This is a genomic window from Sphingomonas sp. PP-F2F-A104-K0414 (genome assembly GCF_004340945.1).
GTDB lineage: Bacteria > Pseudomonadota > Alphaproteobacteria > Sphingomonadales > Sphingomonadaceae > Sphingomonas.
Window position 1 is genome coordinate 219,724 of sequence record NZ_SLYD01000003.1, and the last position, 14,731, is coordinate 234,454.

Annotated in this window: 13 protein-coding genes and 1 tRNA gene; 6 read left to right on the top strand and 8 right to left on the bottom strand. The window is 66.3% G+C overall.

Annotated features, from left to right (window positions below):
* Positions 1-193: 193 nt before the first annotated feature.
* Complete coding sequence (ligA, locus tag C8J46_RS08150) at positions 194-2,317, bottom strand: NAD-dependent DNA ligase LigA (protein ID WP_132737363.1); 2,124 nt, start codon at positions 2,315-2,317, stop codon at positions 194-196.
* Positions 2,318-2,432: 115 nt separating this feature from the next.
* On the opposite strand from ligA, the gene C8J46_RS08155 reads away from it, so the two are divergent.
* Positions 2,433-3,404, top strand: coding sequence for an SDR family oxidoreductase (locus C8J46_RS08155; RefSeq protein WP_132737366.1), 972 nt, complete (start codon positions 2,433-2,435; stop codon positions 3,402-3,404).
* Between the two features lie 159 nt (positions 3,405-3,563).
* Here C8J46_RS08155 and C8J46_RS08160 read toward each other — a convergent pair whose 3' ends face one another.
* Entirely contained in the window at positions 3,564-4,232 is a 669-nt protein-coding gene (locus tag C8J46_RS08160) for a Crp/Fnr family transcriptional regulator (protein ID WP_132737369.1), read from the bottom strand.
* 97 nt (positions 4,233-4,329) lie between these two features.
* On the opposite strand from C8J46_RS08160, the gene C8J46_RS08165 reads away from it, so the two are divergent.
* Both C8J46_RS08165 and C8J46_RS08170 read left to right on the top strand, forming a co-directional pair.
* Positions 4,330-5,109: a class II aldolase/adducin family protein gene (locus C8J46_RS08165; protein ID WP_132737372.1), complete on the top strand. Its 780-nt coding sequence runs from the start codon at positions 4,330-4,332 to the stop codon at positions 5,107-5,109.
* A gap of 199 nt (positions 5,110-5,308) precedes the next feature.
* Positions 5,309-5,605: a hypothetical protein gene (locus C8J46_RS08170; protein WP_165886491.1), complete on the top strand. Its 297-nt coding sequence runs from the start codon at positions 5,309-5,311 to the stop codon at positions 5,603-5,605.
* 91 nt (positions 5,606-5,696) lie between these two features.
* On the opposite strand, the gene recN is transcribed toward C8J46_RS08170, so the two are convergent.
* Together recN and C8J46_RS08180 are read right to left on the bottom strand one after the other, a co-directional pair.
* Positions 5,697-7,361, bottom strand: coding sequence for a DNA repair protein RecN (gene recN / locus C8J46_RS08175; RefSeq protein WP_132737378.1), 1,665 nt, complete (start codon positions 7,359-7,361; stop codon positions 5,697-5,699).
* 79 nt (positions 7,362-7,440) lie between these two features.
* Positions 7,441-8,403 (bottom strand): outer membrane protein assembly factor BamD, encoded by a 963-nt coding sequence (locus tag C8J46_RS08180; RefSeq protein ID WP_132737381.1) that lies wholly within the window; start codon positions 8,401-8,403, stop codon positions 7,441-7,443.
* A gap of 146 nt (positions 8,404-8,549) precedes the next feature.
* Here C8J46_RS08180 and C8J46_RS08185 point away from each other — a divergent pair, with 146 nt between their 5' ends.
* Together C8J46_RS08185 and C8J46_RS08190 are read left to right on the top strand one after the other, a co-directional pair.
* Entirely contained in the window at positions 8,550-9,374 is an 825-nt protein-coding gene (locus C8J46_RS08185; RefSeq protein WP_132737384.1) for a class I mannose-6-phosphate isomerase, read from the top strand.
* Between the two features lie 383 nt (positions 9,375-9,757).
* Positions 9,758-10,930, top strand: coding sequence for a glycosyltransferase (locus tag C8J46_RS08190; RefSeq protein WP_132737387.1), 1,173 nt, complete (start codon positions 9,758-9,760; stop codon positions 10,928-10,930).
* A gap of 140 nt (positions 10,931-11,070) precedes the next feature.
* Here the strand turns inward: C8J46_RS08190 and C8J46_RS08195 are convergent, their stop codons facing one another.
* The 4 genes from C8J46_RS08195 to yajC are packed head-to-tail and all read right to left on the bottom strand — an operon-like array spanning position 11,071 to position 14,378.
* Positions 11,071-11,445, bottom strand: a complete 375-nt coding sequence (locus tag C8J46_RS08195; protein WP_132737390.1) for an MTH938/NDUFAF3 family protein — start codon at positions 11,443-11,445, stop codon at positions 11,071-11,073.
* 7 nt (positions 11,446-11,452) lie between these two features.
* Complete coding sequence (gene secF / locus C8J46_RS08200; protein ID WP_132737393.1) at positions 11,453-12,418, bottom strand: protein translocase subunit SecF; 966 nt, start codon at positions 12,416-12,418, stop codon at positions 11,453-11,455.
* Positions 12,419-12,432: 14 nt separating this feature from the next.
* On the bottom strand, positions 12,433-14,037 hold the full coding sequence (gene secD / locus C8J46_RS08205; RefSeq protein WP_132737396.1) for a protein translocase subunit SecD: 1,605 nt from the start codon (positions 14,035-14,037) through the stop codon (positions 12,433-12,435).
* Positions 14,037-14,378, bottom strand: coding sequence for a preprotein translocase subunit YajC (gene yajC, locus C8J46_RS08210; protein WP_055875282.1), 342 nt, complete (start codon positions 14,376-14,378; stop codon positions 14,037-14,039). The genes secD and yajC overlap by 1 nt, the downstream gene beginning before the upstream one ends.
* A 266-nt stretch (positions 14,379-14,644) precedes the next feature.
* Between yajC and C8J46_RS08215 the strand changes: the two genes are divergently transcribed.
* A tRNA-Pro gene (locus C8J46_RS08215) sits at positions 14,645-14,721 on the top strand.
* Positions 14,722-14,731 lie beyond the last annotated feature (10 nt).

A 14,731-nucleotide genomic window follows, 5' to 3' on the forward strand; every position in this document is an offset into this window, starting at 1 on the left:
GAGAGCCCGCGGCTCCGAATTTCGCGACTTCATGTCGTGTTAATCCGGCCCTGCACTTCGAATATTTCGGATATGTGACATTGGCGAGTCGGGAAGTGTCATGGACACACTCGGTCATACCGCGTTGCAAAAAAGCCACGCAGTGGAACCGTTTCGGCCAGGATGGAACCGCCGACCAGCAGTGTCGCGCGCCTCAGCTGGCGGCGACGATCTCCGCCCATTCGGCTTCTGTGATGACGCGGATGCCGAGGTCTGTGGCTTTCTTCAGCTTGGAGCCCGCCCCCATACCCGCGATCACGAGGCCGGTCTTGCTCGACACCGACGCCGCGACTCGCGCGCCGAGCGCTTCCGCCTGCGCCTTCGCCTCGTCGCGACTGAGCGTCTCGAGGCTGCCGGTGAAGACCAGGATCTGGCCGGTGACCGGTGACTCGCGGGTCTCGTGGACGACGTCTGCGGGCTTCACTTCGCGCAACAGGTCGAACACCACGTGGCGATTATGCGGCTCGGCGCAGAAGCCGACCAGCGCGCTCGCAACCTCCGGGCCGATGCCGGCGGTTTCGATCGCGCCGACCAGCAGCTTGTCGCGGCGGAGCACGAACTTCCGCTCGGGTTCGCCGATCACCGGCTCGATTTGTTTGCGCAGGAAGACGGCGTGACGCAGCACCGCGCCGAGCGCTTTCGCCGACACATAGCGTCGCGCAAGGTCACGCGCGGTAATCTCGCCGACGTGGCGGATGCCGAGCGAGAACAGGAACCGGTCGAGCGGGATCGTCCGCTTCGTCTCGATCGCGGCGATGACTTTGGCCGCCCACACGCGCCCGTCTTTCTTCCTCGCCGCTAGCTGTTCCTCGGTCAGGCGGAAGATGTCGGCGGGCGATTCGATCAGGCCGTCGCGGAAGAACGCCTCGATCAGCGTCTGGCCGAGACCGCCGATGTCGAAGGCATGGCGCGAGGCGAAGTGGATCAGCCGCTCGACTCGCTGTGCGGGGCAGATCAGTCCGCCTGTGCAGCGATAGACGACCTCGCCCTCCTCGCGCTCGGCGGCCGACCCGCATTCGGGGCAAATGTGGGGGAAAACGTAAGCCTCGCGCTCTGCTTCAGGCGTAAGGTTTTCGACGATCTGTGGGATGACGTCGCCGGCGCGCTGGACGAGCACGCGGTCGCCAGGCCGAACGCCGAGTCGCTCGATCTCGTCGGCATTGTGGAGGGTCGCGTTAGTTACGACGACGCCGCCGACCGTCACGGGAGAGAGGCGCGCAACGGGGGTCATCGCGCCGGTGCGGCCGACCTGGATGTCGATCCGCTCAAGCAAGGTCTGCGCACGCTCGGCGGGGAATTTGTGCGCGATCGCCCAGCGGGGGGCTTTGGCGACCTGACCCAGCCGCGCCTGCCAGTCGAGCCGGTCGACCTTGTAGACCACGCCGTCGATATCGAACGGCAGATCGGCGCGCTCGGCTTCGATTTTGCGGTAGACGTCGAGCGCCGCCGCCGTTCCCTCGACCCGTGCGAACCCCTCGGCGATCGGGAAGCCCCAGCCGCGTAGCGTGTCGACGACTGCGGCCTGGGTATCACCCGGCACGACGCTGGCTTCGCCCCAGCCGTGCGCGAGGAACCGGAGCGTCCGGCTCGCGGTCACGCTCGCGTCCTTCTGGCGCAGCGATCCCGCGGCGGCGTTGCGCGGGTTGGCGAACTGCCGTGCGTCCTTGCCGGTCTCCTCCGCCTCGGCGAGCAGGCGCGCGTTGAGCGCAGCGAAGTCGTCCTTCGCCATATACACCTCGCCGCGAACCTCGAAGATCGCGGGGGCTTCACCCTGCAAGGTTTGCGGAATGTCGCTGATGGTACGGACGTTCGCCGTCACGTCCTCGCCGACCTGCCCGTCACCTCGGGTCAACGCCTGCACGAGGCGCCCCTCTTCATACCGCAGCGAACACGACAGCCCGTCGATCTTCGGCTCTGCGGTCAGCGCGACCGTCGCGTCGTCCGCGAGCTTCAGGAATCGGCGCACGCGCGCGACGAACTCCTCGACCTCCTCGTCGGCGAACGCGTTGTCGAGGCTCATCATCGCCTTGGCATGCGCGACCTTCGCCAGATGCCCCGCCGGCGCCGCCCCCACCGTCCGGCTCGGGGAATCGCTCCGCACGGCGCCCGGAAACGCGGCTTCGATCGCCGAATTGCGCCGCACCAGCGCGTCATAGTCGGCGTCGCTGATCTCGGGCGCGTCGTCGGTATGATAGCGGGCGTTATGATACGCGATCTGCGCGGCGAGCGTCTCCAGCTCGGCGGCGGCTTCGGTCTCGGTCGCGGGAAGGTCGGTCATTGCGCCGGGTTAGGGGAGGGGGGCGTCTTTCGACAAGACCTGGATCAACATGGCGTGAACATTCGCGTGACTTAAACGCTGACATCGCAAGGTAATTTTTCCGGGAAGCGCAATCATGACAGACACCAGCCGCCGAGACCTGTTCAAGGGCGCCGCCGTCACCGGCCTCGCCGCCGCCGCCGCACCGGCCTTTGCGCAAGGGCAGGCGCCACTCGCCGATCCGCAGACGCGCTTCGTTTCCACGCCCTTCCCCGAACAGCGCCAGAAATGGCCCGCGCTTCAGCGCGACATGCGCCCCGTCCCCGATTGCGGCGAGGCGAGCTACCGCGGCTCTGGGCGTCTCGCGGGGCGGAAAGCACTGGTCACCGGCGGCGACTCCGGGATCGGCCGCGCGGCGGTCATCGCGTTCTCGCGCGAAGGTGCCGATGTCGCGATCAACTATTATCCCACCGAGGAGCCCGATGCGCAGGATGTCGCCAAGCTGCTCCGTGCCGAGGGGCGGAAGGTCGTCCTGATCCCCGGCGACCTGACCGATGCGAAATTCTGCAACGACCTGATCGCACGCGCCGCGCGTGAACTCGGCGGGCTCGACATCCTCGTCAACAACGCCGCGTACCAGCAGTCGAAGGCCTCGATCGCAGAGATCAGTTTCGAACAGTTCGATCGCACGATGAAGACCAACGTCTATGCGATGTTCCACCTGTGCAAGGCGGCGATCCCGCTGATGAAGCCGGGTGCGTCGATCATCAACACGGGGTCGGTGAACTCGGTTAGCCCGGGCGAGGAACTGCTCGATTATGCGACGACCAAGGGCGCGATCCTGATCTTCACCAAGGGGCTGGCGAAGCAGCTCGGCAAGAAAGGCATTCGTGTCAACATGATCGCGCCGGGCCCGGTGTGGACGCCGCTGCAGGTCGCGGGTGGACAGCTGCCGGGCAAGATGGGCGAGTTCGGACAGGACACGCCGCTGGGTCGCGCGGGTCAGCCGGCGGAGCTGGCGTCGTTGTTCGTGACGCTGGCGGAGACGGGGACGAGCTTTACGAGTGGCAGCGCGTTTGCGGCCACGGGCGGCAGCGGGGTGCTGTAAGGGGGCGCCACTATCGCTCCATCCTTCCAACTCCACCCCGGCGAAGGCCGGGGCCCAAGTGGAAAGGCCGCAGTAACGGAGCGATGCGCATCGTTATCACCGTCCCCCAATTGGGCCCCGGCCTCCGCCGGGGTGGTGCTATTCATGAGGCGCGACGACTCACCCCGCACCCAACCGACGCAACCCTTCCGCATCCACGACCCTGATCCGCGCATATTCGACAGCAATCACTCCTTCGCGTTCCATCGCCTTCAACGCCTTGTTGAGCGTCTGTCGCGACACGCCGATCATCGCGGCGATATCCTCCTGGCGGAGCGCGACGCTGCTCCCGCCCGCGGCGCGCGCGAGGCCGGCCAACGTCCGTGCCAATCGCACCGGGATCGGTTGCGCCAGCGTATTCATCATGAACGCCAGCGACGCACGCTGGTGCGCGCACGCCAGCAGCGCGATGTCCCACCACAGTTCGGGCGTGGCGCCCGCCAGCCGCCGGAACGCGTCGATCCCGATATGCAGCACGCGCGCCGGCCCGAATGCGACCGCATCATGCGGCCTCGGCCCGGCATCGAGCGTCGACAGCTCGCCGAACCACGTGCCCGGCCCCATCATCAACACCACCAGTTCGGCACCGACCGCGGGATAGCCGATCAGCCGGACCTGCCCGTCGAGCACCGCCCATAGCCCATCGGGCGGGTCGCCGACGCCGTACAACCGCGTCCCCGCCGCGACAGAACGCACGCTCGCCCGCGCCAGCAACAGCGCGCGCCGCTCGGCCGGCACCGCACCGAACCAGGAGTCCGATTCGAGCTGCGCGTGATCGATCGACGACATCGCAGAAGTGTCGGCCGATCGCCGGGATTGTCAATCTGGTGACATTTCAGGGGCCTGCGCCATGCTATGCTAAGCCCATAAAAACAGGAGATGGATGATGGCGACCGCACTCAGGACCGAACCGACCGTACGCGATCTCGTTTCGCCCGAGGAATGGGCGCTGCGCGTCGATCTTGCCGCCGCATACCGTCTGGTGGCGCATTATGGCTGGGACGATCTGATCTTCACGCATCTGTCCGCGCGCGTGCCGGGGCCCGAGCATCATTTCCTGATCAACCCCTATACGCACATGTTCGAGGAGATCACCGCGTCGTCGCTCGTCAAGATCGACGTGAACGGCGACAAGGTCATGGACACGCCCGCGCCGGTCAACCGTGCGGGCTTCGTGATCCATTCGGCGGTCCATGCCGCGCGCGAGGATGCGGTCGCGGTGCTGCATCTGCATACGCCGCATGGCCAGGCGGTGTCGGCGATGGTGGAGGGGCTGCTTCCGCACACGCAGACCGCGATGATCGCCGGGCACGACGTGGCGTATCACGACTTCGAAGGCATCGCGACCGAGCTCGAGGAGCGCGAGCGGCTGGTCGAGGATCTCGGCACCAAGCACAGCATGATCTTGCGCAACCACGGCACGCTGACCGTCGGCGAGTCGATCCCGCAGGCGTTCCTGCGGATGTATTTCCTCGAGCGCGCGTGCGAGGCGCAGGTGCTGATGCTGAGCGCGGGGCGGGAGAATCTCAACACCCCGAACCAGGGCGTGGCGGAGAAGGTCGAGGGCCAATCGAGCGGTCCCGGGATGCGGATGTTGGCGGATGGGCTGGCGTGGCCGGCGTTGCTGCGGAAACTCGACCGGATCGACCCGAGCTATCGCGATTGAGTTAAGGGGCGGGCTGCTTGGGGGCTGCCACCCCGGCGGAGGCCGGGGCCCAGTAGGCAAGGTCGTTGTAACGGTTCGTAGCATTCGCCAAATACTGTTTCCCAGCTGGGCCCTGGCCTCCGCCGGGGTGGAAGGAGAGACGCGTGTGATGCAAACGACGTCCGTTGTTTTGTCGGCGCTGTGTCTCGCCACCCCCGCCATGGCGCAGCAAACCCATGTCTCGCCAAAGCCTGCCCCGGCGATCGGCTATGATTGGAACGATGATTCGTCGGCCGACGACCGCGTCCAGCAGACGCTATGGCCGCGCTCGGACGCCAGCGCGACGGGGCTCGACGACATGATCCACACCGAGCAGACGCCCATCCACGCCGCGATCCGCGAAGACGGCGGCTTCGGCAGTCGCGCGCTGCACGGCATCCGCAAGGTGGGTGGTGACTATATCGTCGTGCCGGTGTTGAAGATTCATCTGGGGCATCCGCGGCAAGCGACGCCTTGATTTCAAACGTCGGTCGAGAGATTCGCCGTAAGATCTCGGCCAATGGGGCGCTCGAAGTGGATACGCGGCCAGCAGTCTAGGGCCCGAAACCTCAGGCCCGCTCGAGCAACCGCTCCGCCTGCGCGCGCGCCTCGTCGGTGATCTGCGCGCCGGACAGCATCCGGGCGATTTCCTCACGCCGTTCGTCTTCGGACAAGGCGCGTACACCCGTTCGCGTGACCGTGCCGTCGCTACTTTTCGCGATCAGCAGGTGCTTGGCGCCGCGTGCTGCAACCTGCGGGCTGTGCGTCACCACCAGCAGCTGCGTGCTCTGCGCGAGCCGCGCCAAGCGTTCGCCGATCGCGCTGGCCACCGCACCACCGACGCCGCGGTCGATCTCGTCGAACACCATCGTCGACGCGCCGCCCTCTTCCGCCAGCGCCACCTTCAGCGCGAGGATGAAGCGCGACAATTCGCCGCCCGATGCGATCTTGGTCAGCGCCGCGAACGGTGCGCCCGGATTGGTCGAGATCTCGAACTCGACGCGGTCCTTGCCCGCCGCCGACCAGCCCTCTTCGCCAAGCGGCGCGACCACGGTCTGGAACCGCGCCGCGTCGAGCTTCAAGGGTGCCAGTTCGCCCGCAACCGCAACGTCGAGCCGCTTGGCCGCCGCCAGCCGCCGCTTCGTTAGCGCGTCCGAGGCCGTGTCATACGCCTTGCGCGCGGAAGCAACGCGAGCCTCCAGCACGGCAATGCCGCCTTCGCCCGCATCGAGGCGCTCCAGCCGCGCGCGCATCTCGTCCGCCAGCGCGGCGAGATCATCCGGTTGCACACGGTGTTTGCGCGCCATTGCCCGCAACTCGAACAGGCGCGCCTCGTCATCCTCCAGCGCACGCGGATCATAGGCGAGTTCCGCCCGCGCATCGCGCAACTGTTCTTCGGCGACCGACGCTTCGATCACCGCGCGGTCGACCGCTGCCAGTGCCTCGCCCAGCGCGATATGATCCTCCGCGATCCGCTCCAGCACGCGCGCCGCCTGGCGCAGCTTTCCCAGGCCGCCGTCTTTGCCCTCGAGAAAATCGTCGATAGCCGCCAGATCGTCTGCGATCTTTTCCGCGCGCTGCATCGACCGTCGCGTATCTGCCAACGTCTCTTCCTCGCCAGCGACCGGCGCCAGCGCATCGAGTTCGGCGACGGTATGCTCGAGCCATTCGCGATCGCGCGCCGCCGTCTCGATATCCGCGCGCGCCGCCGCCAGTTCGGCCTCGGCCGCACGGAACCCGGCATAGGCCTTGCCCGTAGCGCCTGGCTCGGTCCGTCCGAAGATGTCGAGAAGCGCGCGATGTCCGCGGGCATTCAACAGCCCCCGTTCGTCATGCTGGCCGTGAATCTCGACCAGATGCGGCGCCATCTCGCGCAGCAGACCCGCCGACGCCGGCTGGTCATTGACGAATCCGCGACTGCCGCCATCCGCCTTGACGATCCGCTTCACGATCAACGGCTCGCCGCGTTCGATCTCCAGCCCGTTTTCATCGAACAGCAGTGCGAGCGGCGATTCGGGGGCAGGGGCGTCGAACGTCGCGGTGACGACGGCCTGCGTCGCGCCGTGCCGCACGAGCCCGCTATCGCCGCGTCCACCGAGCGCAAGCCCCAGCGCATCGAGCAGGATCGACTTGCCCGCGCCGGTCTCGCCGGTCAGCACGCCGAGTCCTTCGCCGAATCCCAGATCCAGCGCCTCGATCAGCACCACGTCGCGAATGGAAAGGTCGGTCAGCATCGTGCGCGTCTTAGACGATCAGCGCGCGAAAATGATCCCCTATTGTTCTCATGCGCGTGTTCTCATAGCGGTCCGGCGATCAGTTGCCGGGGCCGGTCCGCGTCGCGCTGCCCGGACCGACCGGTGCGGGGCTCGAAACGCTGCCTGCACCAGTACCACCGGTGTTGCCGTTCGCCTTGGGAAGCTCCAGCACGCCGGTACCCGGCGTCCCCGCGGTCCCGGTCGGAATGATCGCCTCGCCCGGTGCCAGTGGTGCGATCGGCTTCACCGGATGGTCCTGCATCAGCTTGTAGGCGTGATCATACCAGTCGGTGCCCGGATAGTTGCGACCCAGCACCGCGGCGGCCTTCTCGGCCTCGATCGGCACGCCGAGCTGCAGATACGTCTCGGTCAGCCGCATCAGCGCCTCGGGCGTGTGCGTGGTCTGCTGGAACTTGTCGACCACCGTGCGGAACCGGCCGTTCGCGGCGAGCCACTGGCCGCGCGTCTCATAGAACCGCCCGATCTCCATCTCCTTGCCGGCGAGATGGTCGTTGACCAGATCGATCTTGAGGCGTGCATCCGACGCATAGCGCGTGTTCGGGTAGCGGCGCATCAGTTCGCCGAGCGAGTCGAGCGCCTGGCGCGTAATCTTTTGGTCGCGCGTGACGTCGGTGATCTGCTCGTAATAGCCGAGCGCGATCAGGTAATAGGCGTAAGGCGCGTCGCGGTTGCCCGGATGGACCGCGAGGAAGCGCTGCGCCGAGCTGATCGACGCGGTGTAGTCCTTGGCGAGGTAATAGCTGAACGCCGACATGATCTGCGCACGGCGCGCCCAGATCGAATAGGGGTGCTGGCGCTCGACCTCGTCGAACAGCTGCGCCGCTTCCTTGTAGCGTCCCTGATCGAGCCGTGCCTTGGCGGTCGAATACAGCGTGCCGACGTCGCGCGCGACATAGGGCAGATCGCCCTTGGCGGCGCGGCCACCCGCACAACCGGCCATGGGGAGCGCAAGCGCGGCGAGGAGCGTGACCGCGAGGGCACGAGACTGGGTGATACGCATTGGCGTGATCCTTAGCGTAAGCGGATAGCCACGAACAATCCTTTTCGCCGGGCGGGTCTTGCCCCTTTCCTGGAGCCGGATCGCACGGCAATAGTCGTGCGTTGGTGCTCGCCATTCGAAGCGCCATTCACGTCGAGGATCATGTCATGCCGGCCACATTGTTGCACACCCACCGCGTCGAGAAGCCCTGGGGTCGCGACACGCTCTGGCCCGGTTTCGAGGATCCGGCCGAAGGTTCGCCGCCGATCGGCGAAGTCTGGTTCCAGGAGCCCGGCAACACCACGCCCGATCTGCTGATCAAGTATCTGTTTACCAGCGAAAAGCTGTCCGTTCAGGTCCATCCCAACGACGAGCAAGCGCATGATCGCGGGCTGCCGCGTGGCAAGGACGAGTGCTGGACGATTCTCGCCGCCGAGCCGACCTCGACCATCGCGGTCGGTACGAAGCAGCCGATCTCGAAGGACGCGCTGCGCCAGTCGGCGATCGACGGCACGATCGAGGACAAGCTCGACTGGAAGCCGGTCAAGCCGGGCGACTTCATGTATTGCGCGTCGGACACGATCCACGCGATCGGCGGCGGGCTGACCGTGATCGAGGTCCAGCAGAATTCCGAGACCACATATCGTCTTTATGATTATGGCAGCGATCGCGAGCTGCATTTGAAGGACGGCATCGATGTCGCCGATCCGACCCCGTACGTCCCCGTCGCGCCGCCGATCGAGGTCGAAACCGGCCGGACGATCATGGTCGAGGGGCCGAAGTTCGTACTCGAGCGCTGGAAGGGTGGCGATCATGTCGTCAATTTGCCCGGGGGTACGACCGGCTGGGTGATCCCGATCACCGGCTCGGGCGATGTCGCGGGTGTGGCATTCAAGGCCGGCGAATGCGCGACGATGACGGGGAGCGAGACAGTCTCGACGAGCGCGGATGCCGACGTGCTGTTCGCCTATCCTTTGGCGAAGCGGATTTAAGCCAAAGTCCGATTGAACGGGGAGACCCAAGCCCCGTTCGTCCTGCGTTTCCTTGTTCTCCCGCGAAGGCGGGAGCCCAGTCTGGGTCCCCGCCTTCGCGGGGAAACAAGGTGGGGGCGGGCAAGTGTCAGTCACCTGAGCGTTACCCTATCCAAAAGCACCACCCCGGCGAAGGCCGGGCCCCAGCTGGAAGGCGTCGCTAATTGAATGCTGCACTCCATTATTTCCACCTTTCCAACTGGGCCCCGGCCTCCGCCGGGGTGGAAATTTTGCCGGGCTGGTGGACCCGCCGGTCTGGCGAGCGTTCGGCAGGAAGTGAGTGACGGCACTGTGTCCCGTCACTCACTCCCCATTAACTCACCCCACCTTAAACTCGCGGCGACATGCTCCGCATCCTTACCCTCTCGACGCTGTTTCCCGACGCCACGCGCCCGAATTTCGGCGTGTTCGTTGAGCGTCAGACGTTAGGGCTCGCCGCGCATCCCGACGTCAGCCTGAAAGCGGTCGCACCGATCGGCCTCCCCCCCGGCATACTGAAACGCATCGGTCATTATGCCAGGCTGGCGACGCTGCCGGCACGCGAACGATGGAAAGGCATCGACGTCCATCGTCCGCGCTTTGCGGTGCGCCCGCTGCTCAAGGGGCGCCGCCACCCCGCCGAACTCGTCCGCGCGCTTGCTCCGGTGCTCGACGCGATCCGCGAGGATTTTGCGTTCGACGTGATCGATGCGTCGTTCTTCTTCCCGGACGGACCCGCTGCGGTGGCGCTCGGCAAGCGCTACGGCGTTCCCGTTTCGATCAAGGCGCGCGGTGCCGATATCCACCATTGGGGCACCGCGCCCGCCACTGCAGCGCGCGTTCGCAGCGCCGGGCGGGACGCCGCCGGGATGCTCGCGGTCAGCGCGGCGATGAAGGCCGACATGGTCGCGATGGGCCTCCCCGCCGAGCGTATCCGTGTCCACCACACCGGTGTCGATCAGGACCGATTCCGTCCCCTCGACCGGACCGCAGGCAAGACCGCGCTCGGCATCGCGGGGCCGCTCGTCGTGTCGGTCGGCGCGTTGATCCCGCGCAAGGGGCACGACATCGTCATCGATGCGGTGTCGGCGCTCCCCGGAGTCACGTTGCTGATCGCGGGCGAGGGCCCCGAACGCGCAGCACTCGATGCCCGGATCGCGCGCTACGGCATTGCCGACCGCGTTCGACTACTCGGCGCCGTTCCGCACGCCGAATTGCCGAAGCTGATTGCCGCCGCCGACGTCAGCGCGCTTGCCTCCAGTTCGGAAGGACTCGCCAACGCCTGGGTCGAGTCGCTCGCCTGCGGCACCCCGATCGTCATCACCGATGCGGGCGGCGCGCATGAGGTGGTAAAATCCGCCGATGCCGGTCGGGTCACGATCCGCGACGGGCTGGCGTTTGCCGCCGCGATCGACACGCTGCTCGCAGACCCGCCGGCGCCCGAAGCAACGCGCAAGGCCGCGGCGCCGTTCACCTGGGAGGCCAATACCGCCGCGCTCTACGATCACCTTGCGACGCTAGCCGCAGAACGCCGCTAAACGATCTTCTCCCGCAAAGGGAGAGGTGGCTGTCCCTCGCCAGAAGGAGGGGAGGAAAGGGGAAACGGCCGTTCCGTGTCCGCCCCCTCCGTCACCTTCGGCGACACCTCCCCCTGGTGGGGGAGGATTGTAATTCTGGATTACCCCTCGAGCGGGTACAGCGCCGCGACGATCCAGCGACCCTCACCGCGCAACACCGCCCAGGCGCGGGCGGCGGCGCGGCTGTCCATCGCCTCGATCCCAAACCCGCGCGCTTCGACCGCGCGCTTGAACGCGAGCGGCGGCTGGCGCAGCGCGGAGCCGGTGCCGAGCAACAGGAACTCAGGCGGCGGATCGAGTGCGAGAAGCGCCGCGACGTCCGACTCTGCAAGCGCCTCGAACGTCGGCGGCTCCCAGCCATCCGCGCGCTCGGGACTGATCGACAACGCGGTATAATAGCCGTCGTCGACCTTGAACCCGGCCCGACCGATCGCCGAGATCATCGGCCCATCGGTCTTCTCGCGGTCCATCCTCATGACGCGATCAACGCTCGACCTTGGGACCAACCCGCTCGGCACCGTCCTGCACGCCGCCCTTGCGCGGCGCAGGATCGGCGCGCAGACCCAGCGTGATCAGCAGCGACGACGACACGTAGATCGACGAATACGTCCCGACGACGATACCCAGGATCATCGCCGCAGTGAACCCGCGCAGCACGTGGCCGCCCAGCACCAGCATCGCGACCAGCGCGAGCAGGATCGTCACCGACGTCATCACGGTACGCGGCAGCGTCTCGTTCACCGACAGGTCGATGATCTCGCGCATGTCCATCTTCCGGTAGCGCCGCATGTTCTCGCGGATACGGTCGTCGATCACGATCTTGTCGTTGATCGAATAGGAGATGATCGTCAGCACCGCCGCAACGATGTTCAGGTCGAACTCGAACTGCGTCAGCGCGAAGAAGCCGAGCGTCATCAACAGATCGTGGACGATCGCGACGACCGTCGACACGCCGAACTGCCACTCGAACCGCACCACCGCGAACAGCGCGATGCCGAGGATCGCGAGGCCGACCGCGAGCAGACCCTTGCTGATCAGCTCGTCCGACACCTTGCCCGAGATCGTGTCGTACTTTGAGAACGTCGCGCCGGGGAACTTAACCGCGAGGTCGTCCGACACCTTCTTGACGAGGCGGTTGGTCGCGCCTTCGTCACCGGCGGGGACCGGCAGGCGGATCGACAGCGTCTTGGGATCGCTGAACGACTGGATCGAGGCTTCGCCGACGCCAAGCCGGTCGACTTCGGTACGGACCGCGTCGATCGACGGAGGGGTCGCGAACTTCTCTTCGATCAGGACGCCGCCGACGAAGTCGACGCCCATGTTGAGGCCCTTCGTCACGACCAGTCCGATCGCCAGCAACGACAGCAGCAGGGTCAGCCCGAACGCCCATTTGCGGAGCGAGACGAACTTCAGGTTCGTGTTGTCGGGTACGAGTTTCAGCAGGCGCATGGTTATCTCCCGCCTCAAATATTGATCGTGGTGGGGCGGTTCTTCCGCAGCCACAACGCGACCATCATCCGGGTGAACGTGACGGCGGTGAACACCGACGTGCAGATCCCGATCAGCAGCACGACCGCGAAGCCCTTCACCGGACCCGAGCCGAGCAGCAGCATGATCACGCCGGTGATGGCGTGCGTCACGTTGGCTTCGAAGATCGTCCGCGACGCTTCCTTGTAGCCGAGCTCGACCGACTGGATCACGCTACGCCCGCGGCGTCGCTCCTCGCGAATACGCTCGTTGATCAGCACGTTGGCATCCACCGCGGTACCGATCGTCAACACGAACCCGGCGATACCGGGCAGCGTCAGCGTCGCGTTCAGCATCGCCATGACGGCGACGATGACCAGGATGTTGATGACCACGGCGAGGTTCGCATACAGGCCGAACCGCCCATAGGTGACGAACATGAACACGATCACCGCGAGCGCTGCGATGATCGAGGCGAGCACGCCGGCGCGGATCGAATCCTTGCCGAGATCGGGGCTGACGGTGCTCTCGGCGATCGTCTTCAGCGCGACCGGCAGCTTGCCCGACCGCAGCGTGATCGCCAGCGCGTTCGCCGACTCGACGGTGAAGTTGCCCGAGATCGATGCACGACCGCCAAGGATCGGCTCGTTGATGTTCGGAGCAGAGATCACCGAATTGTCGAGGATGATCGCGAACGGCTTGCCCGTATTGTCCGTCGTGACCTTGGCGAAGCGACGCCCGCCGACCGCGTTGAACGTGATCGCCACTTGCGGCGCGTTGGTCTGCGGCTCGAACTCCTGGCGCGCATCGGCCAGCTGGTCGCCCGAGATGATCACCGAGCGCTTGACCGCGATGAACGGTACGCCGCGTGGATTGCCCGGATAGGGGAGAACCTGGCTGCCGATCGGCGCGATACCCTTGACCAGATCGGCGGGGTTCGCGGTCTCGTCGACCAGCTTGAATTCGAGCTTGGCGGTCTTGCCGAGCAGATCCTTCAGCGCCTGCGGGTTCTTCAACCCCGGTACCTGGACGACGATCCGCGTCGCGCCCTGGCGGACGATCGTCGGCTCCTTGGTGCCGAGTTCATCGATGCGGCGACGGACGACTTCGGTCGCGTCCTTCATCGCCGTGTCGACCGCCTGGGTCAGGCCTGCCTCGGTCGGCTTGAGCACGAACCGGCTCGTGTCGACGACATTGATATCCCACTCGCGCTGGCCGCTCATCCCGGCGCCACCGCCGGTGATCGCCAGCAGGCGCTCGCGCGCTGCGTCGACCTGGCTCGGATCACGCAGCAGGAAGGTCAGCTGGCCGCCCCGCGTCGAAATGTCACCGATCTCGATCCGCGGCGTGCCGTTGCGCATCGTCCCCGCGACGCTGTCGCGCATCGCCTCGATCCGCGTCGCGGCGAGGTCGGCGGTATCCGCCTCGAGCAGCAGATAACTGCCGCCAGCGAGATCGAGCCCCAGGTTGATGTGCGGATGGGGGATGCGACCCCATTGGCTCGTGGTGCTCTCGGGGAGGAAACTCGGGATCGCCAGCAGGCACAATGCCGCCAGCAACCCGATGATCGACCCGACCTTCCAGCGCGGAAAATCCAACATCAGTCGTTGGCCGGCTTCGTGTTCGGGCTGGTGATGTCGGTCAGCGTCGCCTTGACAACCCGGACGCGGACGTTCGGCGCGATCTCGACCTCGACGACATTATCCTCGACCTTGGTCACCTTGCCCAGGATCCCGCCCGAGGTGACGACGCTGTCGTTCTTCTTCACCGCGGCGACCGACGCCTGCAGCGCCTTCATGCGCTTTTGCTGCGGGCGGATCATCAGGAAATAGAAGACGACGAACACGAGGAAGAGCGGCGCGAGGCTCAGGAACGAGGCGATCCCGCCCCCCGCCGTGGTGGCGCCGTCCGCGGCCTGGGCATAAGCTGGTGAAATGAACATGAAGGTCCGTATCTGGCTGGGCCGTAGAAGGCGCTAGGATGGGTCGGGCCGGACGTCGCGCGTCGCGCCCGCATTGGTCCGCCCGCTATCATCGCTTGGAACCGCGCGCAACAGATCGCCACAGGATGAGACGTGGGCGCCGTGCGACCGGCGCATCTGACATGGCTGCTGACATGGCTGCCGACATCGCCGCCGTGTTCGGGCTTGCATCAGGCGCGGACCCCGCGTAGTGCGCCCCCCTCGGGTCGTTTTGCGGCCCGTTCGGTCGGAGCGTAGCGCAGCCTGGTAGCGCACCACACTGGGGGTGTGGGGGTCGCAGGTTCGAATCCTGTCGCTCCGACCATTTTCTTACA